This window comes from Variovorax sp. MSC1_012 (assembly GCF_023667525.1).
Classification (GTDB): Bacteria; Pseudomonadota; Gammaproteobacteria; order Burkholderiales; family Burkholderiaceae_C; genus Variovorax; species Variovorax beijingensis_B.
Genome location: NZ_JAMOZJ020000002.1, coordinates 265,508 through 289,469, shown reverse-complemented (window position 1 = coordinate 289,469; position 23,962 = coordinate 265,508). Strand labels below are relative to the sequence as shown.

The following is a 23,962-nucleotide window of genomic DNA, read 5'->3' as shown; positions in this document are numbered from 1 at the left end:
GTCAGCAGCCCGCCGCGGCCAGCTGCGCCACCGCACTCAGGTCGGGCTCCACGCCGATGCCCGGCTGCTCGCCCAGGCTGCAGCGTCCTTCCGTCACGCGCGACAGCGCCGGCGCGAGCGCGGTGCGCAGCGGATTGGGGTTGGCGTCGATCTCGAGGATTCCGCTGCCGCCGGCCGCGGCCAGCAGGTGGGCCGAATGCAGCAGGCCGATGCCGCCGCCCAGGTAGTGCGGGCAGTAGCGCAGGCCTGCGGCCTGGCCGCGTGCGATCACGGGCCAGCAGCCCGAGATGCCGCCCCATTTGGCGCTGTCGGGCTGCAGCACGGAGAGCACGCCTTGCGCAATGGCGGCATTGAAGGCCGCTGGACCCGCGATGTTCTCTCCGGCCGCGAGCGGAATGCCCGTGGCCTGCGACAGCTGCTGCCACTCGTGCCAGGGCCGGTCGGCGCGCAGCGGCTCCTCCAGCCATCCGAGGTTGAAGGCTTCCAGCTGCGGCGCCATGCCGCGGGCTTCGTCCAGGCTCCAGGCCTGGTTGGCGTCGGTCATGAGCGGCAGGCCGGGGCCCAGCACCTCGCGCATCGCCGCCAGGTTCGCCAGGTCGCGCTCGCGGCCGAAGCCGATCTTGAGCTTGAACGCGCGGTAGCCTTCGGCCAGCCGCGCGGCGGCCAGGTCCTGCGGGCGGTCGGGATTGATGCCGCTGGCATAGACGCCCACGCCGTCGTGCTTGCCGCCAAGGTAGCGCCACAGCGGCTGGCCGGCGCGGCGTGCGCACAGGTCCCACAGCGCCAGGTCGATGCCGGCGATCACCTGCGCCATCGGGCCCGGCTCGCCGGACTGGATCGCCAGTACGGCAGTGCGCTCGGTCAGCCAGTCGAAGGCTTCGGCGGGGCCGTCGAAGGCGCGGCTCGCCAGCAGCGGCGCCATCACGGTGTCGATGAGCTTCGCGCGGTGTTCCGCGCCGCAGGAAGGAAAGTTGCACCAGACCTCGCCCCAGCCGGTGGCGCCGTCGTGGTCTTCCACGCGCACGAAGACGGCCGGCCGGTCGTGCATGGTGCCGAACGAGGTGCGCACGGGCGTGGCGATCGGGCAGCGGAACACGAAGGCCTCGATGCGCGCGGCATGAACAGGGGAGAGGGGCAGCGGTTTCATGGTTTCAGGTTCATTTCGACGCGGATGGCATCGCCGCGGTAGGTGACGTCGGCCAGGTAGATCACGGTGTCCTCGGCGTCCTTGAAGATGCGGCGCACCTCGGCCACCGGCGCATTCATCGGCAGTTCCAGCAGGCCGGCCACCTCCATGTCGGCCGTGCCGATGGTCAGTACCTGGTGTGCCTGGGCGATCTTCACGCTCTTCATCGCGATCAGCAGCGGGATCACGGTCTTGGTGCGGAACTTCTCGGGCGCCTTGCGGAAGATGCGTTCGTCCAGGTAGATGTTGATGACGCAGTAGGCGCGGCCGTCGCGGAAGTGCACGCGGCGCATGAAGGCATAGCGCGCGGCGGGATTGCCTTCGCCCGGTGCGAGCGGCGGGGAGGTTGCCGCCTCGTCGATGTTCATGATCTTCGGCTGCGTGTCCTCGTAGACGCGCGCCAGCTCGTCCAGGCTGGTGACCACGCTGATGAACCGGTCGCGGTTGGGCATGCCGGTGACGAAGGTGCCGCGGCCCTGCTGCGGCGACACCAGGCCCTCGCGCGCGAGCAGGTCGATGGCCTGGCGCACCGTGACGCGCGCCACGCCGAACTCCGCCGTCAGCTCCTCGAGCGAGGGAAGCCGGTGCTCGCGCGGCCAGATGCCGCGGGCGATGCGCTGCCGCAGCAGGTCCGCCAGCTGGTGGTAGCGGGGCATCGGGCTGTCGAGAAACTTGGAAGACATGTTTTATCAAGCAAACGTATGGTCTATAGTATGACAGACCCATAGAGACAAGAGCCCACGGGCCGACGTCCGCCAACGAGAGACAAACCGCCGATGAGAAGCTCCTCTTCCCCGCTGACGCGCGCGCTGCTGATCGTGGCGCCGTGGCTGTTGATCCTGGCGCTCTGGTACGCCATCCGCGCCAGCGGCCTGGTCAATCCCGCGCTGGTGCCGGCGCCGCACATGGTGCTGGCCAAGTTCGTCGAGCTGTCGCGCGGCAGGCTCTGGGAAGACATCTACATGTCGACGCAGCGTGTCTTCATCGGCGTGGCGCTGGGCGTGTCGCTCGCGGTGCCGGTGGGCTTCTGCCTCGGCTGGTACCGGGGCCTGCGCAGCTTCATGGACCCGGTCATCAACTTCTTCCGCGCGCTGCCGCCGATCGCGCTGATCCCGCTGGTGATCGTGTACTTCGGCATCGGCGAAGCGGCCAAGACCGCGATCCTTTTCTACGCCTCGTTCTTCGCGGGCGTGATCGTGATGTACGAGGGCATCGCGCAGATCAGCCCGATCTACATCAAGGTGGCGCGCACGCTGGGCGCCAGCGATGTGGAGATCTTCGGCAAGGTGATCGTGCCGCTGACCATCCCGCACATCCTCACGGCGGTGCGCGTGGCGCTCGGCGTGGCCTGGGCCACGCTGGTCGCGTCCGAGCTCATCGCGGCGCAGCAGGGCCTGGGCGCGCTGATCCAGAACGCCTCCTCGTTCTTCCAGCTCGACATCATCTACGTGGGCATCATCTGCATCGGCGTGATCGCGCTCGTCATGGACCTGCTGCTGCGCCTTGCCACCCGCCGGCTGGTGGCCTGGCAGGACCGTATCGCCTGAAGGAGGGCCGCCCGCCATGACGCAACCGCAACCCATCCGCATCAGCTTCGACCACGTGTCGGTGGATTTTCCGACCGAGCATGGCCCCATGCGCGTGCTCGACGACGTGTCGTTCGATATCCGCAACGGCGAGTTCGTCTCCATCATCGGCCCGTCGGGCTGCGGCAAGACGACGATGATGAACATCGTCGGCGGCTTCGTCCAACCCACCAGCGGGCAGGTGCTGCTCGATGGCAAGCCGGTGGCCGCGCCGGGGCCCGACCGCGGCGTGATCTTCCAGGAGTACGGCGTGTTCCCGTGGCTCACGGTGCGGCAGAACATCGAGTTCGGCCTGAAGCTCTCCGCGAGCCGCGTGCCGGCCAGCGAGCGCGAGGAGATCGTGCAGCGCTACATGCAGCTGATGGGGCTGTCGGACTTTGCCGGGCATTTTCCCAAGCACCTGTCGGGCGGCATGCGCCAGCGGCTCGCGATTGCGCGGGCCTACGCGGTGCGGCCGGAGTTCCTGCTGATGGACGAGCCCTTCGGCGCGCTCGACGCGCAGACCCGCTCGGCCATGCAGGACCTGCTGCTGCAGGTGCTGCAGAGCGACGGCAAGACCGTGATGCTGATCACCCATTCGGTGGAGGAGGCGATCTACCTGTCGTCGCGCATCGTCGTGGTCACCGCGCGGCCGGCGCGCATCCGCACCGTGATCGACATTCCCTTCGGCTATCCGCGCGCGGAGAACCTGCACGAGGATCCGCGCTTCGCCGAACTGCGCGCCCACATCCGCGACCTCGTCATGCAGGAATACGCCGCGCAGGCGCGGCAGGCCGTGCGCATGTCGGACTAGCCAATCGCTCCCATTTGCCGCTTTCACCACCCCGCCACAGGAGACACACCATGGCCCTTCGACGCAGACAACTGATCCAGGCCGCCGCTGCCGGCGCGGCCGCACTGGCCGGCGGCATGCCGGCCTTCGCCCAGGCGCGGACCAAGGTCAAGGTGGGCTACCTGCACACTCCGGCCGTGGACGGCCACATCTGGATCGGGCAGGAGAGCGGTGCCTTTGCGAAGCAGGGGCTCGAGCTGGAGCTGATCCAGTTCACCACCGGCCTGGAGCTGTTCCAGGCCATGATCGGCGGCAGCCTGGACATGCTGTCCACCGGCGCCGTGGTGTCCAACTTTCCGGCGCGCGGCCAGGGCAAGGTGTTCCTGATGAACAACATCGAGTACGCGACGGCCCAGCTGTGGGTGCGCGAGGACGCAGGCATCAAGACCGTGGCCGATCTCAAGGGCAAGCAGATCTCCACCACCACGGGCACCACGGCGCACGTGTTCCTGGACCGCGCGCTGCGCTCGGGCAACCTGGACCCGGCCAAGGACGTGAGGCTGGTCAACCAGCGCATGACCGAGGCCGTCACTTCGTTCATCTCCGGCGCGGTGCCGGCGGTGGCGCTGTGGGTGCCCTTCGATTCGGTGATCCGCCAGAAGCTGCCGGGCGCGCGCAAGCTGATCGACGCCTCGGCCTTCTTCCCCGAGGCCGCCATCATGGGCGGCTGGGCCGCGCGCAACGACTACTACGACAAGAACCGCGCCGTCATCGCCAAGCTGATCGCCGCATGGGCCGAGGTCAACGACGTGGTCACGGGCAAGCCCGACGCCGCGGCCGAGATGCTGCAGAAGACCCAGTACAAGGAGGTGCCGCTGGCCGACTTCAAGGAGCAGTTCAAGGCCTCCAAGTACTACACCAACGCCGAATGGCGCACGCGCTACCAGGACGGCACGGTCACCAAGTGGCTGCAGCAGGTGACGGACTTCTTCGTTGCCAACGCCAACATCCAGGGTGCGCTAAAGGCCGAGCAGTACTTCGACGCCAAGCCCTTCCTGGAGACCGTCAAGGCATGACGGCGGGCGCCGGCGGCTACGACTACATCATCGTCGGCGCCGGTTCGGCCGGTTGCGTGCTGGCCAACCGCCTGAGCGCCGATGCGCGCTGCCGCGTGCTGGTGCTCGAGGCGGGCGGGGAGGGCGGCGCCTTCTGGCTGCGAATGCCGATCGGCTACTTCCGCACCATCTACGACCCGCGCTATTCATGGCAGTTTGCCGTGGAGCCGCAGCAGGCCACGGGCAACCGCGCCATCGTGTGGCCGCGCGGCAAGGTGCTGGGCGGCTCCAGCGCCATCAACGGCCTGCTGTACATCCGCGGCCAGCATGCCGACTTCGACGACTGGGCCGCCGTGGCCGGCGCCGGTGGCTGGAGCTTTCGCGAGGTGCTGCCGTACTTCAAGAAATCCGAGCGCTACCAGGGCGGCGAGAGCGAGTACCACGGCGCCTCGGGCGAGCTGTGCGTCTCGGACCTGCGGAACGAACATCCCTACTGCGCCGCCTGGATCGAGGCGGGCGTGCAGGCCGGCCACGGCCGCAACCCGGACTTCAACGGCGCGCGCACCGAAGGCCTGGGCGCCTACCAGCTGACGCTGCGCGGCCACTGGCGCTGCGATGCGGCCACGGCTTTCCTGGCGCCGGTGCGCAACCGCGCGAATCTCACGGTGCTGACCGGCGTGCACGTGACGCGGGTGCTGATCGAGCAGGGCCGCGCGGTCGGCGTGGAATGGCTGCAGGACGGCGCGCTGCGCAGCGCCCGCGCAGACGCCGAGGTGCTGCTGGCGGCGGGCGCGCTGCAGTCGCCGCAGCTGCTGCAGCTGTCGGGCGTGGGTCCGGCCGGCCTGCTGCGTGCCCACGGCATCGCGGTGCAGGCCGATGCGCCCCAGGTCGGCGAGAACCTGCAGGACCACTACCAGGCGCGGGTGATCGTCAAGCTCAAGAAGCGCATGTCGCTGAACGACCAGGTGCGCAACCCGCTCGCGCTGGCCGCGATGGGCGCGCAGTGGCTGTTCCGCCAGCGCGGTCCGCTCACGGTGGGCGCGGGGCAGGTCGGCGGCATGGTCTGCAGCCCGCATGCCGAGGGCGGCCGCCCCGACGTGCTGTTCAACGTGATGCCGCTGTCGGTGGACAAGCCGGGCGATCCGCTGCACCGCTTCTCCGGCTTCTCGGCCTCGGCCACCCAGTGCCGGCCGCTGTCGCGCGGCACGGTGCAGATCCGCTCGGCCGATCCGCTGGCGCCGCCGCGCATCGTCTCCAACTACCTGAGCGATCCGCACGACGCCAAGGTGCTGGTGGCGGGCCTGAAGATGCTGCGCGAGATCTACCGCCAGCCGGCCTTTCGCGAGCTGGTCACGGACGAGGAATACCTGCCCGGGCGCGATGCGGCCGACGACGCCGCGCTCGAGGCCTTTGCGCGCCACAAGGGCGGCACCGTGTTCCATCCCGCCGGCACCTGCCGCATGGGGGGCGACGCGCTCTCGGTGGTGGACCCGCAGCTGCGCGTGCGCGGCATCGAGCGGCTGCGCGTGATCGACGCGGCCGTGATGCCGGCCATGGTGTCGACCAACACCAATGCCGCGTCGATCATGATTGCGGAGAAGGGGGCGGCGCTGGTGCTGCAGGCGCAGTGATGGCGCCTCGCCGGATCGTTCACAAAGGCCTTCAGCCCTGGGGCGACGGCCGCTGCTGCTGCAGGAACAGATGGAGTGCGCGCACGTCCGTCTCGCTGATCTCGCGCAGCGACTCGAAGGGCATCACGCGAACCGGCGTGCCGTCGGCGCGCTGGCCGGTCTTGAAGAGGCGCATCATCGATTCCGCATCGGGATAGCGCGGCATCACCGATCCGTCGCCGATCGCGAGCCGCGAGGCCGGGGGCCAGTCCGGCGGACCGCCGGGTATCTTGCCGCCCTCCAGCTTCGCTCCGTGGCAGCCGAGGCACATATTCGCGACGTAGGCGCCGTGCGCCACGCTCACACCCTCGGGCACCGGCGCGGCGGGCGGCCGCGCATGGTCGATCTTCGCGGCGGCATCCTGGATCACGCCGAAACCGTAGAGCGCGCGCACCGGCACGGGCAGGTCGACCACCGCGGGCGTGCCCTGCGTGGGCGGCATGCTGCGGATGTAGGCAACGAGGGCCGCCAGGTCGTCGTCGGTGAAGCGGTTGTAGTCCTCGCTCGGCATGATCATCAGCGGCCGGCCGCGCGGATGCACGCCGTGGCGGATCGCGCGCACCCAGTCCTCCGGCCGATAGGCGGCGGTCACGCTCGCGCCGCCGGGGGCGATCTGCGGCCCGGCCACGCGCAGGCCGTTCGGGTCATTGATGAAAGTGCGCCCGCCGCCGTTCGCGCCGTGGCAGTCGACGCAGCCGCGCGAGGCATAGAGATACTGCCCGCGCGAAATGACTGCCGTGTCGGTGAGCGCGCGCAAGGCCACCGGCTGCACGTCGACATCGACGCGGCGCGCCATCTTCCGGTCGGCCAATTGCAGGCCGCCCCACACCACCGCCCCGGCCAGCAGCACGAGCACCAGCAGCAGCCCCGCACCGCGACGCAGCCAGCGGGCTGCACGTCCTGTGGATGCATTCATCGCGCGGCCTCGGCTCGATGATTGCGGCGGCGGGGCAGCGGATATGCAAGGTTCGGGATGGCCGACATGAGGGTCTCCATGAAATGCTCGCTATGGACAAATTTGGACGATGTGTCCAAAATTGAACGATATGATAAATTTTCAGGGATTGGCACTGTCCGGATTGCCTATGCCTTTGGCCGAGGCCCTGGCGGCCCAGCCCGAAGGCCTCGGCAAGCGCGAGCGCACACGCCGCCAGTTGCTGGCTGCCGCCGTGCAGGCGTTTTCCGCAAGCGGCGTGGGCGCCGCCACCATGCAGGAGATCGCGCGGCAGGCCGGCATGACACCAAGCACGGTCTACAACCACTTCAGCACCAAGGAAGAGGTGGTGCAGGCGGTCGCGGTCTGGCTCGCGGAAACGATGTGCGAGCGCATTGCCGACAGCCAGGTCGGCGTGGCCGAAGGTGCCCGGCGCATGGCGATCGGCAATCGCCGCTATCTCTGGCTGGCCTGGCAGAGCCCCGCCTGGGCATTGCTGATGATGGACGTGGCGGCGGCGGCACCGCAGCTGCTGTCGCACGTCGCGGCCTATGCGCTGGCCGATCTGCGGCTGGGGCAGGCGCAAGGGGTCTTCAAGGTGAGCAGCGAGGCGGCGGCCCTCGACATGATCATGGGCACCTGCACGCAGGCGATGCGCACGGTGGCCAGTGGCGCGGCGCCGCCGGACCATGACATGACCGTGGCCGCCATGGTGCTGCGCGGGCTGGGCATGTCCTTTGCGGCCGCCGAGGCCATGGCACGCCGGCCGTTGCCGGACTTTGGCCCGCCGGGCGCATCGCGGAGGGAGGCGCGGAATGCGCCGAAGAAGAAGGCGCGAGGCAGCGCGCCTTAGCCATCGACCGGACAGGCGGAACAAAATATACGCACTGAGTATATTTTCTGTCTGAAGTTTTGCTCATCGCGTATATTTCGCACATGAGCCAACAGCAAGACCTCCTGCGCGACGCGATGCGCCGCCTCAATCTCACGCGCGACGCATTTTCCGAACGGCTGGGCGTGCGCCGCCGCGCGCTCGACACCTGGCTGCTGCCGTCCGACTCGAGCGAGTCGCGGGCGATGCCGGAGATGGTCGGCAAGTTCGTTGCCGAGATTCTTCAGCGCGAGGCGCTCGACACCGGCGCCGGCCTGGCGGGCACAGGGCAGCAGCGCCCGCTCGCGCAGCGCATCGCGGCCGAAGGCAAGCCGCAGCTGCTGTCGGTCGCGCAGTTCGACCGCGGCAGCCTCGAGGACCTGTTCCACGTCGCCGACGTGATGCAGCCGATCGCGCGCCGGCAGAAGGTCACGCGCATCCTCGAAGGTGCCGTGCTCGGCAGCCTGTTCTTCGAGGCCAGCACGCGCACGCGCGTGAGCTTCGGCGCTGCCTTCTGCCGGCTCGGCGGCACGGTGTGCGACACCACGGGCTTCACCTTCTCGTCGATGGCCAAGGGCGAGTCGATCTACGACACCAGCCGCGTGATGAGCGGCTATGTCGATGCGCTGGTGGTGCGCCATCCCGAGCAGGGCTCGGTGGCCGAGTTCGCGCGCGCCACCAACATTCCGGTCATCAACGCCGGCGACGGCCCCGGCGAGCACCCGAGCCAAGCCATCCTCGACCTGTACACCATCCAGCGCGAGTTCTCGCGCATGGGCAAGCTGGTCGACGGCACGCACGTGGCGATGGTCGGCGACCTCAAGTACGGCCGCACCGTGCACTCGCTGATCCGGCTGCTGGCGCTGTACCGCGGGCTGAAGTTCACGCTGGTGGCGCCGCCCTCGCTGGAGATGCCGGCCTACCTGGTCGAGCTGGTCGCGCGCAACGGCCACGTCGTCGAGCAGACCTCCTCGCTGGCGCAGGGGCTGCGCGGCGCCGACGTGGTCTACGCCACGCGCGTGCAGAAGGAGCGGTTCGCGAACGGAGAAACGCTGGAGGGCTACACACCCGAGTTCCAGGTGTGCAAGGCCCTGGTGGATGCGGCCTGCAAGCCCGACACCATTCTCATGCATCCCTTGCCGCGCGACGGGCGCCCGGGCGCGAACGACCTGAGCGTGGACCTCAACCATGATCCGCGGCTGGCGATCTTCAGGCAGACCGACAACGGCATCCCGGTGCGCATGGCGATCTTCGCGGTGCTGATGGGCGTGGAGCAGCAGGTCGCGCGCTCGATGCGCGATGCGGGCTGGCGCTCGCCCGCGCACATCGGGCCCGACGACGCGGACTTCGACGGACTCGACTGAAACTACAAAGCACCTTTTCATGCGCCGGTGCATGGCGGGAGGGGTGCGCTCCTAGACTGGGTGTTCTGGCGCCCCGGGGCGGGTGCCCCGAGGACCCCGAATGAAGAACCACCTTTCCATGCAACCCCTGGCCGGCGTGCGCGTGCTCGACCTGTCGCGCGTGATGGCCGGTCCGCTGTGCGGCATGGCGCTGGCCGACCTGGGCGCCGACGTGATCAAGGTCGAGCATCCCGAGCGCGGCGACGACACGCGCGACTGGGGCGTGCGCATCGGCCACCACAACACCTCCTACTTCAACAGCTGCAACCGCAACAAGCGCTCGATCTGCGTGGACCTGCAGGACGAGGATGGCCAGGCGCTCGTGCGCGAACTCGCGGCGCAGTGCGACGTGTTGATCCAGAACTTCAAGTACGGCGGTGCGCAGAAGATGGGCCTGGGCTACGAGGACCTGCGCGGGATCAACCCGAAGATCATCTACTGCTCGATCTCGGGCTACTCGGTGCTGAGCCAGGAGAAGGCGCGGCCGGGCTACGACCTGGTGATCCAGGGCGAGACCGGCCTCATGGCCATGAACGGCGAGGAGGGGCAGGGGCCACTCAAGTTCGGCATTGCCGCGGTCGACATGTTCACCGGCATGTACTCGGCCCAGGCGATTCTCGCGGTCCTGTACGAGCGCACGCGCACCGGCGAAGGCCGCCACATCCAGATGTCGCTCTACGACAGCGGCATGATGATCACGTCCTACTACGGCCTGACCGCCTGGCTCCACAAGGGCGATCCCGCGAAGTTCGGCAACTCGCATCCGTCCATCGTGCCCTACGGCGTGTTCGAGGCTGCCGACGGCCCGCTCGTGATCGCCGTCGGCAACAACGGCCAGTTCAGGAAGTTCTGCGACGAGGTGATCCTCTGCCCCGAGCTGCCGGCCGATCCGAAGTTCGCCACCAACACCGAGCGCTCAAAGCACCGGCATGAACTGCTGCCCATCCTGCTCGGCCGCATCGCGCAGTTCCCTCGCGCCGATCTCCTCGCGCGCATGAACGAGGCCGGCATTCCATGCGGCGAGGTGCTGGGCCTGTACGAGGCGCTGCAGTCCGAGCGGACGGCGCAGGCCGGCGTCTGGCACCGGTTCGAGGATGCGGAGGCCGGCGCGCAGGCCGTCCATGCGCCGCCCTACGTCATCGACGGCGCGCGATCGGACGTGCGCCATCCTCCGCCGCACCTCGGGGAGCACACGGCCGAGGTGCTGCGCGAACTGCTGGACATGGACCAGGGCCAGCTTGAGTCGCTGGCCCGCAGGAGCGTCATCAAATGAGGATGGCGCCCTTCAGTGCGACTGCTTGGGCAGGTTCAGGCCGCGCAGCACGGGAAGCCAGCGGTCCGCCTCGGCCTTGATGAACTTGTCCAGTTCCTCGGGCGTGCCGCCGCGCGGCTCCATGCCGATGGCGCGGGCGCGCGCGACGAAGTCGGGGTCGGCGATCACCTGGTTGACGGCCTTGTTCAGGCGCTCGATCGCGGGCCGCGGCGTGCCGGCGGGCACCGAGAGCGAGTACCAGAGCGTGGCTTCCATGTCGAAGCCCTGCTCCTTGAAGGTGGGCGCGTCGGGCACCTGCGGCAGGCGCTTGGAATCCATCACGCCCAGCACGCGCAGCTTGCCCGACTTCACATGGGGCAGTGATCCGGTGATGGAGGTGCCGTGGATGTCGATCTGCTGGCTCAGCAGTGCCTGCACGGCCGGCGCATCCCCGTTGAAGGGAATGTGCAGCGTGCTGAAGCCCTGCTCCTTTTCGAAGGCGATGGGCGCGAGGTTGGTCAGGATGGCCGCGCCCGGCGAGCCGCGGTTGATCTTGCCGGGGTTCTGTTTGGCATAGGCCACCATTTCCTTGATGTTCTTGTAGGGCAGGTCGGTGCGCCCGACGACGATGGCCGGCTGGTAGGCGATCTGCGCGACGGCGGCAAAGTCCTTCGCCGGGTCGTAGGGCAGCTTGTCGTAGAGCACGCTGTTGTTCGCGAGCGTGCCCAGCGAGGACACGAGCACCGTCTGCCCGTCTGGCTTGGCGCGCGCGACGTAGTCGGCGGCGAGGATGCCGCTCGCGCCGGGCTTGTTCTCGATGATGACGTTCAGGCCCTGCTTGTTGAGCTCCTGGGCCAGGATGCGGCAGTACTGGTCGGTGCCGCCGCCGGCGGCAAAGGGCACGACGATGCGGGTCACCTGCTGGGCGAGTGCGGGGGCGACGAGCGCGCAGGCACCCAGCGCCAGCCCGATCACGAGTTTGCGGTAGCTCATTCTTGTCTCCTGTTTCCGGCCCGGGATCGGGCTCTGGAGCCAGTCTAGGTGGCCGCCCTCGGCGCAGCGCTGCACGAAATGAAAAGCAGCTTTGCGGGAAGCGCCGGCAGCGCGCAGCTCGGCCCTGCACACTTCGCCGATGACCGTGCAGATCACCAGAATCGGGACGACCCGGGACCAGCTGGGCGAGAGCCCTTGCTGGGATGCCGATGCGCAGGCGCTGAGCTGGATCGACGCGCTGGGCGGCGCGCTGTGGCGGCTGCACGCCGGGGCCGAGCAGGCCGAGCGGCATGAGCTGCCGGCGCCCGTGGGCTCGACTGCGCCCTGCCGCGGAGCGGCCGTGGTGGTGGCGCTGCGCAACAGCTTCGCGCGCTACGACTTCGCTGCGCGCACGCTGGAGCCGCTGGCCCGCATCCCGGTGGACCACCCGAAGGTGCGCTTCAACGATGGCAAGTGCGACGCGGCCGGCAATTTTCTGGCGGGCACCATGCACGTCGACCGCCAGCCCGCAGAGCCGGTGATGGGCGGTCTCTACCGGCTGCGCACCGACCGCCGCGTGGAGCAGCTGGCCGACGACATCGGCTTTGCCAACGGCCCCTGCTTCAGCCCCGACGGCCGCGTGCTGTACCTGGCCGACAGCCTGGAGCGAACCATCTGGGCCTACGACTACGACCCCGACGGCCCGCTGCGCCACAAGCGCGTGTTCGCGAGGACGCGTGAATTCGATTCCGGTCCCGATGGCGCGACGGTCGATGCTGAGGGCTTCGTCTGGACCGTGCTGACCCGCGCCGCCAGGCTCGCGCGTTACGCGTCGGACGGCAGGCTGGAACGCCTGATCGAGTTGCCCGCGAGCTATCCCACGAGCATCTGCTTCGGCGGGCCACGTCTGGAGCACATGTACCTGACCAGCATTTCTCGCAGCGCGCGCCTGCAGGGGAACAAGGCGCAGGACGGCGGGCTGTTCCGGATCGAGGGGCTGCCTGCGCCGGGGCGCCTGCCCGACCGCTACGGAGGCTGCTAGCGCGCCGAGCTGGAAGCTAAAGACAAAATCGCTCGATGTTCGTGCGGATGTCGCTGACAGGTCTGGCCCAAACGTCGCGACGGTCGTCCTCAAGGAGTTGGTTGACGACCACTGGGCAGAGATTCAGCAGCGGCATCTGGACGCCCTGGCCACTGATGAGGTTCTAATTACCGGCTCCGGGCCCAACGTGTTTGATGACCATGGAAAGGCGGCGCTCTTCGGCCGCTGCTACATGTTCATGGATGCCGTTGACCCCCAGGTGATTCGCATTGAGCGAAAGTCGGCGCGCTAGCCCAATCGGCCGCCGTCGGCCACAACCAGACATTCATCTCGTTGGCCAAAATGCGCCTTGTCCAAACATGAAACGCCGGATTTCGCCTAGCCTGATTGCGCTTGGAGCTATCGTGGCCTTCGGCGTGGTGAGCGTGCTGATTGCCTTTGGCGCTGGCTGGCTTGGCTCGCGCCTAGAGGAGCAATGTCGAACCTATTGCGCGGCGCGAGCGAAGCAAGGTCAGATGGTGCCCATTTATCCTAAGACCATGACAGGCTCCCGCGATGGGCCCAATGAATGTGGCTGCCGATAGTCGCCCGTCGGCCAGGAGCGGACCTCCGAACCCATCGGCGAATGGGTGTCCGTCAAGCAGCCCCGGCATTCAATCCAGAAATTCCCACGGTATCTCTCGCTTGAACATCGCGATGGATTCTTCCAGCAGTTCAAGCGACACTTCTTTCTGATGGAGCGTCACTTCTCGTGTTTTCGCCGTGTCGTCGCGGAAAATCTCCAGCACCAGCTCGTCATTGACAAGGAGTTCGATGCCGATTCCATCTCGACTACTGACATCGCTCGCAACTATCCAGGACTTCTTAGGTTCGGCGGTCATAAAGAACTCAGCTTGTATGGTTGGACGAGGAGTGGATTTTCCGCCGATTCTCAGGCCCGGCATCCCATTGTCTCGACAACAAACGCTGAGGGCATCTTGCAGGCCGACCGTCTACAGTCGGCCAGAAGCAGTCCTCCCGCTCTGCGCCAGAATTCGCTCCACACCAGACATTCACAGAGGCCGTCTAGATGAGCACTTCGACCCCATGGCCGTTCGAGGATCCGCCCAACGTCATGTGTTTCACCGTGAAGTCCATTGTTCAGGCGACAAAGCCTTTGCTCATGGTGTCTCGCGATGTCGAAGATGCAGGTTGGTCGTTTCTCACAGGGGAGTCGATAGATATGTCAGAGGCGCTTCTGGTCACGCTGCGCAGCATGGTGGAACGAGATCCAACAGTGCTCGAGTTGGCTGATCTAGCCCCGGGGTGGACTGCAGTTCGCAGTTCGCCGCAGGCTGCTTGGACTCGAGCCGAGGACAAGAATCCGAATTAGCCCATGAGGACTCAAACCGGCCAGAAGCCGACATTCCGGAGCAAGTCCGAATGATTCGGCCTGGCGGGGGCCAACATGACCAAGATCTATATTTACGGGGCTGAAGCGACGTATGTCGGAGGTTGCGACTTCGAGTGGGAAGCGCCCGCGCTCGGCGGCAAACATAAGGTCATCCTCTTTCTGGCGCAAGAAGACGATGTATCTCGAGAAGACAAGGCAACATCGGAGCTCGCACGATTTGGGTTCATAGAACTTCGCGTCGGCGCTGGGCGACCGATCGAAGTTGAGTCGCTCAATGACCCGCGGATGCATGCGTTCAAGAAGCACTATGAGGGGGCCTTGTCGGAAGGCTGCTCGCTTGTTTGGTATCCGTAGTGGCGTATGAGCGACAAGGGCAAAATCCGACCAGGAGCGGGAATCTAAGTGTGTGAATCCATTTGGGTCGCAAAGCCACGCAAACAGGTCGGATGTGCCGCGAGACTTCATTCGGACTTCATCAAGCGCGAACCCACCCGCGATAGCCTGCGGCAGAAATTTCGCACTTTGCACGTAGGCTCAAACCAGATGGCACAAGCTCGACAAGTTGAGGGCAACCGAACGCCGATCTTGGCACGCCTGCTGGAGTCCCTTTGCGTGGCGATCTCTTGGTTCGCTCTGATCCTCGCGGCACCGATTTTTGTCATCGCGTGTTTTGATGCCACGCACCTGACGCATCGAATCAGCCCCTCTGATCAAAATCACATCGAAATCGTGTCCCGTTACGCACGGACTTTCATCGATCAGAACAAGAGGCTCCCGGACCACGACGAGTACCGAAATTGGGTGGTCGGCACTGACAAACAGCAAGGGACACGTCTCGATGGGCGCGGGTACTCCTTGCACACGGAATGCGCGAAAGAGGTCGGGGACTTCTGTGTGGGCTTCTGGGCTGACGATGTCTGGGTGACCTACAGGTCAGGGCAGGCAAGCCCTGCGGAGGTGGCGATCGATGGCCGTCTGGGCGAGGCATGGCTCGAGGGCGTTGCCTTTGCGGGACTGCTGGCCATCGCCGTCTTCTTCAGGCGGGCTGCCAGTGTCAAGCGGAGGTCTTCGTAAATTGAATGACTTCTTCAGAAATGCTGCTATGTCTCTTGTGGGCCCGTTGCAGAGATTCAGATCGCTCAAAAGCGGTCGACTATTCCCTCGCTCGTGCTGTTCATCAATCGAACTTGACCAAGTCCTTGAAGATCAGGCGGCCCCAGCTCTTGTCGTGCGCCTGCACCAGCAGCCCACCTTCTGAAAGCCCGCCAAGCTGGATCGGTGCCAAGCCCAGATCTTCCGCGAGCGCGCCGATCTGCGTTGCGGCATCGTCATCGTCGCTCGTCAAGAACACCACTCGCCTACCGCCGTGTACCGCCGGATCCTGGTCCAGGACGGCAGCGACCAGATGGTTGAAGCCCTTGACCAACCTGCCGCCCGCAAAGGCCTCCTCGACGACCTTGGCCGAAGGCCGTCCGCCCAACTCCTCGGTGGACACGCCGTAGGCATTGGTCACATCGACGATGATCTTGCCCTGCCAGTTCGGCAGTGCCTTTGCGACCTCCGGGTGCGATTGGAAACGGACAGCCAGGAAGACGACGTCCGCCTTGACCGCCTCCGCAAGTGTTGTGGGGATGATGCCGGGCCCGATCGCGGTCGCGGCCGATGCAAAGCTTTCCGGGTCGCGCGTGGTTGCGACAGATACGGCGATGCCCTTGCGAGCAAACGCCTTGGCGAGGGTCTGGCCGATCTCGCCGAAGCCGATGATTGCGTAGTTCATATGATTTTCCTTTTGGTTTTTAGACTCGGTCAGAGCTTGTAGCCGCCGCTTGCTTCAATCGTCTGGCCGGTGACCCAGTGGCCGTCATCGGAAGCCAGGAACGCCACGACGGCGGCGATCTCCGAAGGCTCGCCAAAACGTCCCAGCGCGATGTCGGCCTCGACCGCCTTGACGAGTTCGGCGTTTTCTCGGAAGGCTGCGTTCGCTTCCGTTCGCGTGAAGCCTGGCGCTACCGCGTTCACGGTAATTCCGCACGGCCCCAGTTCGGAGGCGAGCGCTTGGGTCAGGTTGTTGATGGCCGCTTTGGCCATCGAGTAAATGGGCGCGGCCGTCACGGGCTTCGTGGCCGCAGCGGAAGAGATGTTGATGATGCGTCCGCCATCGGCGAGACGATCCAGCGCGGCCTGAACGATGAAAAAGGGCGCGCGGGCGTAGACCGCGATCAGCGTGTCCCAACTGGCCGGCGTCGCGTCTTTGAAACCGACATAGCCGGAATTGCCAGCGTTGTTGACCAGGATGTCGAGGGCTTTGCTTCCGTTCCGCTTGGTGAACTCGTCGTCCAGTCTCTCGAACAAGGTCGGGACGGTCGCCGGGTCAACGAGGTCCGCGTGGATCGCGAACGCAGTGCCTCCAGCTTTCTCGATGGCCGCGACCGCCTCATCTGCGCCAGATTTGCTGGCGTTGTAGGTCAGCGCGACCGTCGCACCATCCTTCGCAAGTCGTTCGGCTATGGCGCGGCCAATGCCACGCGATGCCCCGGTAACGAGAGCAGTCTTACCTTTGAGGGATTGTTCCATTTGGTTTTCTTTCGTTGGGTTCAGAGTTGCGCCAGGCCGCCGTCGACGGCGACCTCGCTTGCGGTCATGAAGCTGCTGTCCGACGACGCGAGAAAGGCAGCCACGGCGCCGATCTCCGCCGGATCGCCCATACGCTGAAGTGGCGCCATCGCGCCGAAGGCCTTGACGCCTTCCTCGCCCAGCGCTGCCTTCGCAAGGTCAGTCGCCGTTGGTCCGGGCGACAGCACGTTGACCCGGATGCCGGTGCCCTTCAAGTCCTCCGCCCAGGTCCGCGCGAGGTTGCGCACTGCCGCCTTGCTTGCGCTGTAGGCAGTAAATCCTGGGGCGCCCGTGGTGCCCGCGCTCGATCCGGTCAGGATGATCGATGCACCCTTGCTCATCAACGGCAGCGCCTGCTGGACCGTGAAAATCGCACCCTTCACATTGGTGTCGAAGGCCTCGTCGATGTGCTCGGCGGTGATCTTGCCGAGCGCAAGCGGGCCTCCCGCTCCGGCGTTGGCAAAGACGATGTCGACGGTGCCGCGTTCGGCCTTTACCGCGGCATAGAGCCGGTCGAGGTCGGCTGGATTGGAAACCGAGCCCTTCACTGCGCGGGCATTGGGTCCAAGCTCGGCCACAGCGGCGTCGAGTGCTTCCTGCCGGCGGCCGAAGATGAAGACGTAGGCGCCCTCCTCGATGAAGCGCTTGGCGGCTGCAAAACCGATGCCCGTCGCGCCGCCGGTGATCACGGCGGTCTTTCCATTCAGTCTGGTCATGTGATGTTCCTTGGTTGGTGTTGAAGTGCCGCTGTTCCCATTGGTACGAAGGCGCGGTATCATGTGGATCAGTGGTCCAAATCAAGATTAACAACATCCAAACCACTGATCCGAATATACGGATCACTGATCCATTTGTCAAGATCATCGATGCGAGCCGACGCCAAAAAAAACCACAGCCATCTACTTGCAGTCGCGCGTGACGTCGTCACCGAGCATGGCGCCGACGCGTCGATGCGAGATATCGCCCGCCGGGCCGAGGTCGGGTTGGCCACACTGCTTCGGCACTTCCCGACACGAGAAGCCTTGTTCGACGCGTTGCTGCGGAAGAATGCGGACGCACTGACCCAGCAGGCGACCGAACTCGAAACGTCGAGCCCACCTGACGAAGCGCTCGTGTCCTGGTTTCGCGAAGCAGTGGGATTCACGCAGACCTATAGCGGCGTTTGCGACTTGATGGCGAGCGCCCACGCGGACCCGGACTCGGCGCTTCACGCTTCAAGCACAGCGCTGCACTCTGCGGGCGCGCGACTGCTGCGCCGAGCTCAGGCCGAGGGAACCGCGCGCGCCGATATGGACGGGGAGGACCTGTTCGCTCTCATGTCGGCACTCAGCTGGCTCGCCGGCCAGCCCTCATTTGCCCCACGGGCCGATCGTCTCTTTCGCATCGTCGCGAGCGCCATCCTGACAAATCGATCGAGCAGCGATGTCCAGGGGCAACGCGCCTGATCAGATCGATGATCGGTTGACGACGGCACTCGAAGGGCGGCTTATGGCCCGGAAGCCGTCTGCCAGTGTGCATTCTTGTGCTCTTGCCAAGGTTGGTCAGTCTCCGACCTTAATGCCGCTGCATCGCCCACACGAAGTGCTTTCTGGACCGAGCCTCAGACTTCAGGACCCCACCTCAGTCGCGACGGGCCGCGGGCGCGAGAGCGGGTGTCTCCGACATTAATGGCAAGGAACAGCCGTGGTGGTGAAAAACCGGACGGCGTTGCCCATCGCAACCGCAGCGCGACGCCGTTCCGCTGCCGGCGCTGCTCCCGGCCAACCCGTGAACTAGCGCTTCTCGTTTCGAAGCGCGTCGGCCACGTAGTCCACGAAGGCGCGCACCTTCAGCGGCAGAACGCGGCTCTGCCGGAAGACCGCGAAGACGCCGTTGGAGAAGGCCCGCACCGCAAAGCGGTAGTCCGGCAAAAGCCGCACCAGCGTGCCGCCCTGCAGGTCCTTGCGCACGGTGGCCTCGGACAGCAGCGCCACGCCCATGCCGCCGATCGCGGCCAGGCGCAGCAGCTCGCCGTTGTTGGCGCTCAGCACGCCCTGGATGGCCAGCTCCTGCTGCTCGCCCGCCTCGTCGATGTACTTCCAGGTGATGACCTCGCGCTCGCGCCGGTAGGTGAGGCAGCGCACCTGCGGCAGGTCGCTCGGATGCCGGATGCGCGAATAGGTCTTCACGAAGGCCGGGCTGGCCACCAGCACCTCGTCGCTCGACAGCAGCCGCTTGATGACGAAGCCCGAATCGGTGGATTCGCCGGTGCGGATGTCGACGTCGAAGTCGTGCTCCACCAGGTTGACCGGATGTTCGGAGAGTTCGAGCTCGACGCGGATGTCCGGATACAGCTCCGCGAAGCGCGGCAGCAGCGGCGCCAGCACGCGCAGGCCGATGTGGGTGCGCGAATGCACGCGCAGCCGGCCTTCGGGGCGCTGGCGCGCGTTGTGCACCACCTGCTCGGCCTCGCTCATGAGTTCCAGCACCGCCTCGGCCCGCTCCAGGAAGGCCTGGCCCGCCTCGGTCACCTTGAGGTTGCGGCTGGTGCGGTCCACCAGCTGCACGCCCAGTTCTTCCTCCAGCGCGCTGATGCGCCGCGAGATGGTGGCCGGCGACAGGCTGAGGCTGCGGGCCGCCGCCGAGAGGCTGCCCTTCTTCTGGGTGGCCACGAAGATGCGCAGCGAATCGAGGGCCTTCATTTCGAAAGACGCAAAGAAGGTGTGCGTTCGCTGGTGATCCGCAGGCGGTTCGAGTTCCTACGATGGACCTCGATCAAAACCAGCCAACCAGGAGTCACAGCGATGGATTTCGGAATCTTCATTCTGATGCAGCAGCGGAACAAGCACAAAACCTCCCACCAGATCCTGCGCGACGCCGTCGAGCAGACTCGCCTGGCGGACGAACTGGGTTTTGGTGCCGCATGGTACGCCGAGCACCACTTCAGCAACTACGGCCTGTGTTCCTCGCCGCTGACCATGATCGCGCACTGCGCCGCAGTCACCCGCAACATCCGGCTGGGCACCGGCATCGTGGTCGCGCCGCTGTACACGCCGGCGCGACTGATCGCCGACGTCGCAATGGTCGACCAGCTGTCCGACGGCCGCCTCAACCTGGGCATCGGCTCGGGCTACCAGCACTTCGAGTTCGAGCGCTTCGGCGTGTCGCTCGAATCCGCCAAGGGCCGCACCTTCGAGATGATCGACATGCTCGAGGCCGGCCTCACGCAGCCCAAGTTCAGCTACGAGGGCGAGCATTACCGCCAGCCCATGAGCGCCATCAGCCAGCGCGCGGTGCAGCGGCCCACGCCGCCGATGTGGATCACCAGCGTCGACCCGGCCTTCCTGTCGCGCGCCGTGAAGTCCGGCCACCATGTGTTCGTCTCGGGCGGCGACGGCGGCCTGGAGAAGCTGGCCGGCACCCGCGCGCTGATCGACAAGGTGGCCGCGGCCGAGGGCAAGGACCCCGCCGGCGTACAGGTCGGCCTGCTGCGCGCGGCCTATGCCAGCAACAACAAGGACGAGGTGGAGCGCTACCTCGAGTGCGCCCGCTACCAGCGCCGCATCGCCGTGAGCCTGAAGCGCCGCACCGCGCAGATCGCCGACGACTACCAGGTCGAGGAAGGCATCGTCGAGGGCGAGCCGAGCCTGGACGAGATGCGCGCGCTGCTGCCCGTGGGCAGCGTCGACACGGTGATCGAGCGCGTGGTCAACGAGATCCGCACGCTCAAGCCGGTGCACTACTGCTTCCAGACGCAGATGGGCGACTTCGACCACAAGGCGATGCTGCGCCAGCTCGAGACCTGGGGCAAGGTCATCATCCCGGCGGTGCAGCAGGAGATCGCCAACGATCCGCCGCACCGGCCCGCGGCGCGGCCCGAACTCGCCGCGGCCTGAGGCCGCGCGCTGCGAGACGCCATGCCTGAAGTCGCCGAAGACCTCCGCCCCGCCATCGAGCCCGCGCAGCTGCGCCAGCTGCTCGGATGCTTCCCGACCGGCGTGGCCGTCATCACCACCTGCACGCCGGACGGCCAGCCGGCCGGCCTGACCTGCAATTCGTTCAGCTCGGTGTCGCTCGACCCGCCGCTCGTGCTGTTCAGCCTGCGCAACGCCAGCCGCCTGCTGCCGACCTTCCAGGCCGCGGAGGGCTTCGTGATCAACATCCTCTCGCAGCAGCAGGATGCGCTGTCGGGCCGCTTCGCCTCGAGCCGGATCGAGCACAAGTTCGACGGCGTGGCCTGGCGCGCGGGCCGGCTGGGCATGCCGCTGATCGACGACTGCCTGGCCAGCTTCGAATGCCGCGTGCATGCCGCCCACGCAGCCGGCGACCACACCATCTTCATCGGCGAGGTCCGGCACCTGAGCGCCGGCGTGCCCGACCAGGCGCTGGTGTTCTACAAGGGTGCCTACATGATGCTGGCCGAGTCGCTGCGCAAGCTGGTCGTGGAGGGCCGGCTCGGGGATGCCGACATCGACGAGGCCTACCGCACGCTCTACGGCACCCTGCTGCGCCTGGCGAGCGAGCGCGCCACCGAAGCCGAGCTGGACGCAGTGCACCGGGCCGCCGATGCCATCGAGGCGCATCCCGACGACGCGCCACTCAAGGAGCGCATCGCCTCCGCCAGCGCCTTCTTCGCCTCGATCGCAGCCGCCGGCCACAACGAGGCGCTGACGCTGATGGCGCAGACCATGACCAGCGTGCTGCGCGAACGCATGACGCATGTGCTCTCGGTGCGCCCGCGCCCCGACCTCTTTCCGCTGCGCCGCAAGGTGGCGCACAACCTGCGCCGGCGCAACCCGGAGGGCGCCGCCGCCGCGCTGGACGAACTGATCACGCAGCTGCGCAAGGGCTGAGCCCTTTCCATTTCCAACAGCAACCATCTTGTATGACCAACTCAAGCTGCCACCGCAAAGTCGTCGCGCCAAGGTTGCCTGGTTCTGGCAATGGCGTTGAGGATGATGAGCAGCTTGTGCATGCATGCCACCAAGGCGACCTTCTTTGGCTTGCCTGCGGCCAGCAGGGCCGCATAGAAGGCCTTGAGCACGGGATTGAATCGCGTGCCTACCAAAGCGGCGACGTACAGCACGCGGCGCACGTCCGCGCGTCCACCGAAGATGTGACGCTGTCCGCGCAAGGTGCCCGAGTCGCGGTTGACTGGAGCCAGGCCCACCAGGGAAGTGATCTGCTTGCGGTTGAGCTTGCCCAGTTCGGGCAATTGCGCCAGCAGGGTGCTGGCCGTGGTCGGCCCCACCCCCTTGACCGAGGTCAGCAAACGCGCCAGGTCTGCGTGATGTGCGTGCACGTGCTCGCGCAGCTCGCCGTCCATGTCGTGAAGCTGGGCGGCAATGGCATCCATGATCGCCAGGATGCTGGCCTTGGCCTTCGGATGAGCCAGTGCAAGGCGTTGGCGTTCGGCCACGAGCATGGCCACCAGCTGGCGTCGGCGGGCCACCATGGCGGTGAGCTCACGCTGCTGCTCGTCGGCCAGCGCGCGTGGCTCATGGCCCTGGGCGTCCAGCAGTTCGGCGAATCCGCGAAGCATCTGCGCGTCGATTCGATCGGTCTTGGCCAGCTTGCCCATACAGCGCGCGAAGTCGCGCGCCTGTCGCGGGTTAATGACCGACACGCGCAGACCAGCGGCTGCCAGCGCGAGCGCCAGACCCTGCTCATGGCCACCGGTGGCCTCCAACAGGATCAGGCGAGGTGCCAGCGGCACGAGCACCTGACACAACTCGGCATGACCGGCCTCGTCGTTGCCCAGGTTCAAGGTCTGTGTCTCGCCACTGGCGGCCACCTCGAAGCTGGCCTTGGCGATGTCGATGCCTACGTAGACAGGTTCACTCATGACAGTTCTCCGGCTCCCAGCCTTATGAATACGAAATGTGTTCGATCAACCATTCGGGATGCAGCAGAACAAAGAGACCACCACCGCGCGCCCTGTGCTGTAGGTCGAGCTCGGGCTCGCAGGAGACCCAGGCTGCGCGGTGGCGAGTCAACCCGTTCACTGATCGACGTGCTTTGCAGCACCTCGAGCAATGAAGTTTGAACTATTCGAAAGATATAAGGAGACAAGATGTCCATCGACTACGCCGGCTTCCGGCGCGAACTCGAATCGTTCGCGCGCCAAGCCTGCCCGCCCGAGATCCGCGCCGTGGTCGCGGCCGGCCAGAAAATCACCAAGCGCGAATACCAGGCCTGGCAGCAGATCCTGAACGCCCAGGGCTGGGGCGCGCCGAGCTGGCCGCGCGAAGCGGGCGGCACCGGATGGGACATCCGCCAGCGCCTGATCTTCGAGGAGGTGATGGCCGAGAACGACTGCCCGCCGCTCTACCACCATGGCCTGGGCCACATCGGCCCGGTGATCATCCGCTTCGGCACGCCGGAGCAGAAGGCGCGCTTCCTGCCGCGCATCCTCGACGGCTCCGACTGGTGGTGCCAGGGCTATTCGGAGCCCGGCTCGGGCTCCGACCTGGCCTCGCTGTCCACCAGCGCGCGGCTCGAAGGCGGCGAGTGGGTCGTCAACGGCCAGAAGATCTGGACCTCGCATGCCCACGAGGCCAGCATGATCTACATGCTGGTGCGCACCTCGAAGGAAGCGAAGAAGCAGGAGGGCATCTCGCTGCTGCTGGTGACCATGGACACCCCGGGCATCACCGTGCGCCCGATCAAGACCATCGACGGCTGGCACCACCTGAACGAGGTCTTCTTCGACGAGGTGCGCGTGCGCGCCGACAACCTGCTGGGCGAGGTCGGCAAGGGCTGGACCTGCGCCAAGTTCCTGCTCGAGCGCGAGCGCCTGCCGCCGGCCAACGTGGCGCGGCTGGAGCTCATGCGCCGGCAGGTCACGCAGCTGGTCGAGCAGGCGAGCCGCGCTGCCGCGGGACAGCGCGACTTCAGCGGCCTGCACCACAAGCTGCTGCTGTGCGAGGCCGACGTGAAGGGCGCGCGCGTGATGATGGCCGAGGCCACCGACGACCTGATCCACCAGCGCCCGCTGGGCGTGCAGCCCTCCGCCATCAAGATGACCTGCGCCGATGTGGCGCAGCGCCTGACGACCATCGCCCTCGATGCGGTCGGACCCGACGCGGCGCACCGCTTCCTCGTCGATGCGGGGGAGGACGTGCCCGACGCCACCTGGATCCAGAACTACATGTTCACGCGCGCCCGCACCATCGCCGGCGGCACCTCCGAGGTGCAGCGCAACGTGGTCGCCAACGAACTGCTGGGAGCCTGA

General features: G+C 66.5%; 25 protein-coding genes. 15 read left to right on the top strand and 10 right to left on the bottom strand.

What is annotated here, in order from left to right; genetic code table 11:
* Position 1: 1 nt before the first annotated feature.
* The gene (locus L1081_RS26715) at positions 2-1,147 is read right to left on the bottom strand and encodes an enolase C-terminal domain-like protein (RefSeq protein WP_489417651.1); all 1,146 of its coding nucleotides are present in this window, start codon (positions 1,145-1,147) and stop codon (positions 2-4) included.
* Positions 1,144-1,869 carry a GntR family transcriptional regulator gene (locus L1081_RS26710; RefSeq protein WP_489417650.1) on the bottom strand — a complete coding sequence of 242 codons (726 nt, stop codon included), beginning with the start codon at positions 1,867-1,869 and terminating at the stop codon, positions 1,144-1,146. The genes L1081_RS26715 and L1081_RS26710 overlap by 4 nt, the downstream gene beginning before the upstream one ends.
* A gap of 93 nt (positions 1,870-1,962) precedes the next feature.
* Here L1081_RS26710 and L1081_RS26705 point away from each other — a divergent pair, with 93 nt between their 5' ends.
* The 4 genes from L1081_RS26705 to L1081_RS26690 are packed head-to-tail and all read left to right on the top strand — an operon-like array spanning position 1,963 to position 6,230.
* Positions 1,963-2,733, top strand: coding sequence for an ABC transporter permease (locus L1081_RS26705; protein ID WP_015865572.1), 771 nt, complete (start codon positions 1,963-1,965; stop codon positions 2,731-2,733).
* A 16-nt stretch (positions 2,734-2,749) separates the two neighbouring features.
* Complete coding sequence (locus L1081_RS26700; RefSeq protein WP_489417649.1) at positions 2,750-3,565, top strand: ATP-binding cassette domain-containing protein; 816 nt, start codon at positions 2,750-2,752, stop codon at positions 3,563-3,565.
* 50 nt (positions 3,566-3,615) lie between these two features.
* The gene (locus tag L1081_RS26695) at positions 3,616-4,620 is read left to right on the top strand and encodes an ABC transporter substrate-binding protein (RefSeq protein ID WP_489417648.1); all 1,005 of its coding nucleotides are present in this window, start codon (positions 3,616-3,618) and stop codon (positions 4,618-4,620) included.
* The gene (locus tag L1081_RS26690; RefSeq protein ID WP_489417647.1) at positions 4,617-6,230 is read left to right on the top strand and encodes a GMC family oxidoreductase N-terminal domain-containing protein; all 1,614 of its coding nucleotides are present in this window, start codon (positions 4,617-4,619) and stop codon (positions 6,228-6,230) included. The genes L1081_RS26695 and L1081_RS26690 overlap by 4 nt, the downstream gene beginning before the upstream one ends.
* A gap of 31 nt (positions 6,231-6,261) precedes the next feature.
* On the opposite strand, the gene L1081_RS26685 is transcribed toward L1081_RS26690, so the two are convergent.
* Entirely contained in the window at positions 6,262-7,185 is a 924-nt protein-coding gene (locus L1081_RS26685) for a c-type cytochrome (RefSeq protein ID WP_489417646.1), read from the bottom strand.
* Between the two features lie 169 nt (positions 7,186-7,354).
* Between L1081_RS26685 and L1081_RS26680 the strand changes: the two genes are divergently transcribed.
* The 3 genes from L1081_RS26680 to L1081_RS26670 all read left to right on the top strand — a co-directional run bounded on the left by L1081_RS26680 (position 7,355) and on the right by L1081_RS26670 (position 10,750).
* Positions 7,355-8,056: a TetR family transcriptional regulator gene (locus tag L1081_RS26680; protein ID WP_489417645.1), complete on the top strand. Its 702-nt coding sequence runs from the start codon at positions 7,355-7,357 to the stop codon at positions 8,054-8,056.
* Between the two features lie 83 nt (positions 8,057-8,139).
* Positions 8,140-9,438, top strand: a complete 1,299-nt coding sequence (locus L1081_RS26675) for an aspartate carbamoyltransferase (protein WP_489417644.1) — start codon at positions 8,140-8,142, stop codon at positions 9,436-9,438.
* 100 nt (positions 9,439-9,538) lie between these two features.
* On the top strand, positions 9,539-10,750 hold the full coding sequence (locus L1081_RS26670) for a CoA transferase (protein ID WP_489417643.1): 1,212 nt from the start codon (positions 9,539-9,541) through the stop codon (positions 10,748-10,750).
* A gap of 12 nt (positions 10,751-10,762) precedes the next feature.
* On the opposite strand, the gene L1081_RS26665 is transcribed toward L1081_RS26670, so the two are convergent.
* Complete coding sequence (locus L1081_RS26665) at positions 10,763-11,722, bottom strand: tripartite tricarboxylate transporter substrate-binding protein (RefSeq protein ID WP_489417642.1); 960 nt, start codon at positions 11,720-11,722, stop codon at positions 10,763-10,765.
* Between the two features lie 139 nt (positions 11,723-11,861).
* On the opposite strand from L1081_RS26665, the gene L1081_RS26660 reads away from it, so the two are divergent.
* On the top strand, positions 11,862-12,743 hold the full coding sequence (locus tag L1081_RS26660) for an SMP-30/gluconolactonase/LRE family protein (protein ID WP_489417641.1): 882 nt from the start codon (positions 11,862-11,864) through the stop codon (positions 12,741-12,743).
* 653 nt (positions 12,744-13,396) lie between these two features.
* Here the strand turns inward: L1081_RS26660 and L1081_RS26655 are convergent.
* Positions 13,397-13,624: a hypothetical protein gene (locus L1081_RS26655; protein ID WP_489417640.1), complete on the bottom strand. Its 228-nt coding sequence runs from the start codon at positions 13,622-13,624 to the stop codon at positions 13,397-13,399.
* Positions 13,625-13,812: 188 nt separating this feature from the next.
* Here L1081_RS26655 and L1081_RS26650 point away from each other — a divergent pair, with 188 nt between their 5' ends.
* The 3 genes from L1081_RS26650 to L1081_RS26640 all read left to right on the top strand — a co-directional run bounded on the left by L1081_RS26650 (position 13,813) and on the right by L1081_RS26640 (position 15,210).
* Positions 13,813-14,115, top strand: coding sequence for a hypothetical protein (locus tag L1081_RS26650; protein ID WP_489417639.1), 303 nt, complete (start codon positions 13,813-13,815; stop codon positions 14,113-14,115).
* A gap of 75 nt (positions 14,116-14,190) precedes the next feature.
* Positions 14,191-14,490, top strand: coding sequence for a hypothetical protein (locus L1081_RS26645; RefSeq protein WP_489417638.1), 300 nt, complete (start codon positions 14,191-14,193; stop codon positions 14,488-14,490).
* A 48-nt stretch (positions 14,491-14,538) separates the two neighbouring features.
* Positions 14,539-15,210, top strand: a complete 672-nt coding sequence (locus L1081_RS26640; RefSeq protein ID WP_489417637.1) for a hypothetical protein — start codon at positions 14,539-14,541, stop codon at positions 15,208-15,210.
* Positions 15,211-15,313: 103 nt separating this feature from the next.
* On the opposite strand, the gene L1081_RS26635 is transcribed toward L1081_RS26640, so the two are convergent.
* Genes L1081_RS26635 through L1081_RS26625 form a run of 3 tightly spaced genes read right to left on the bottom strand, consistent with a single transcriptional unit; the run spans position 15,314 to position 17,465 of the window.
* Positions 15,314-15,913, bottom strand: coding sequence for an NAD(P)-binding domain-containing protein (locus L1081_RS26635; RefSeq protein WP_489417636.1), 600 nt, complete (start codon positions 15,911-15,913; stop codon positions 15,314-15,316).
* A gap of 29 nt (positions 15,914-15,942) precedes the next feature.
* Positions 15,943-16,710: an SDR family oxidoreductase gene (locus L1081_RS26630; RefSeq protein ID WP_489417635.1), complete on the bottom strand. Its 768-nt coding sequence runs from the start codon at positions 16,708-16,710 to the stop codon at positions 15,943-15,945.
* Positions 16,711-16,730: 20 nt separating this feature from the next.
* Entirely contained in the window at positions 16,731-17,465 is a 735-nt protein-coding gene (locus tag L1081_RS26625) for an SDR family oxidoreductase (protein ID WP_489417634.1), read from the bottom strand.
* 150 nt (positions 17,466-17,615) lie between these two features.
* Here L1081_RS26625 and L1081_RS26620 point away from each other — a divergent pair, with 150 nt between their 5' ends.
* Entirely contained in the window at positions 17,616-18,194 is a 579-nt protein-coding gene (locus tag L1081_RS26620) for an SbtR family transcriptional regulator (RefSeq protein WP_489417633.1), read from the top strand.
* Between the two features lie 327 nt (positions 18,195-18,521).
* On the opposite strand, the gene L1081_RS26615 is transcribed toward L1081_RS26620, so the two are convergent.
* Positions 18,522-19,430 (bottom strand): LysR substrate-binding domain-containing protein, encoded by a 909-nt coding sequence (locus L1081_RS26615; protein WP_489417632.1) that lies wholly within the window; start codon positions 19,428-19,430, stop codon positions 18,522-18,524.
* A 102-nt stretch (positions 19,431-19,532) separates the two neighbouring features.
* Here L1081_RS26615 and L1081_RS26610 point away from each other — a divergent pair, with 102 nt between their 5' ends.
* A complete protein-coding gene (locus tag L1081_RS26610) occupies positions 19,533-20,624 on the top strand; it encodes an LLM class flavin-dependent oxidoreductase (protein WP_489417631.1) in 1,092 nt (363 codons plus the stop codon).
* A gap of 21 nt (positions 20,625-20,645) precedes the next feature.
* Positions 20,646-21,581 carry a flavin reductase gene (locus L1081_RS26605; RefSeq protein ID WP_489417630.1) on the top strand — a complete coding sequence of 312 codons (936 nt, stop codon included), beginning with the start codon at positions 20,646-20,648 and terminating at the stop codon, positions 21,579-21,581.
* A gap of 41 nt (positions 21,582-21,622) precedes the next feature.
* Here L1081_RS26605 and L1081_RS26600 read toward each other — a convergent pair whose 3' ends face one another.
* Positions 21,623-22,573: an IS110 family transposase gene (locus tag L1081_RS26600; protein WP_209503614.1), complete on the bottom strand. Its 951-nt coding sequence runs from the start codon at positions 22,571-22,573 to the stop codon at positions 21,623-21,625.
* A gap of 228 nt (positions 22,574-22,801) precedes the next feature.
* Between L1081_RS26600 and L1081_RS26595 the strand changes: the two genes are divergently transcribed.
* The gene (locus tag L1081_RS26595; protein ID WP_489417629.1) at positions 22,802-23,962 is read left to right on the top strand and encodes an acyl-CoA dehydrogenase family protein; all 1,161 of its coding nucleotides are present in this window, start codon (positions 22,802-22,804) and stop codon (positions 23,960-23,962) included.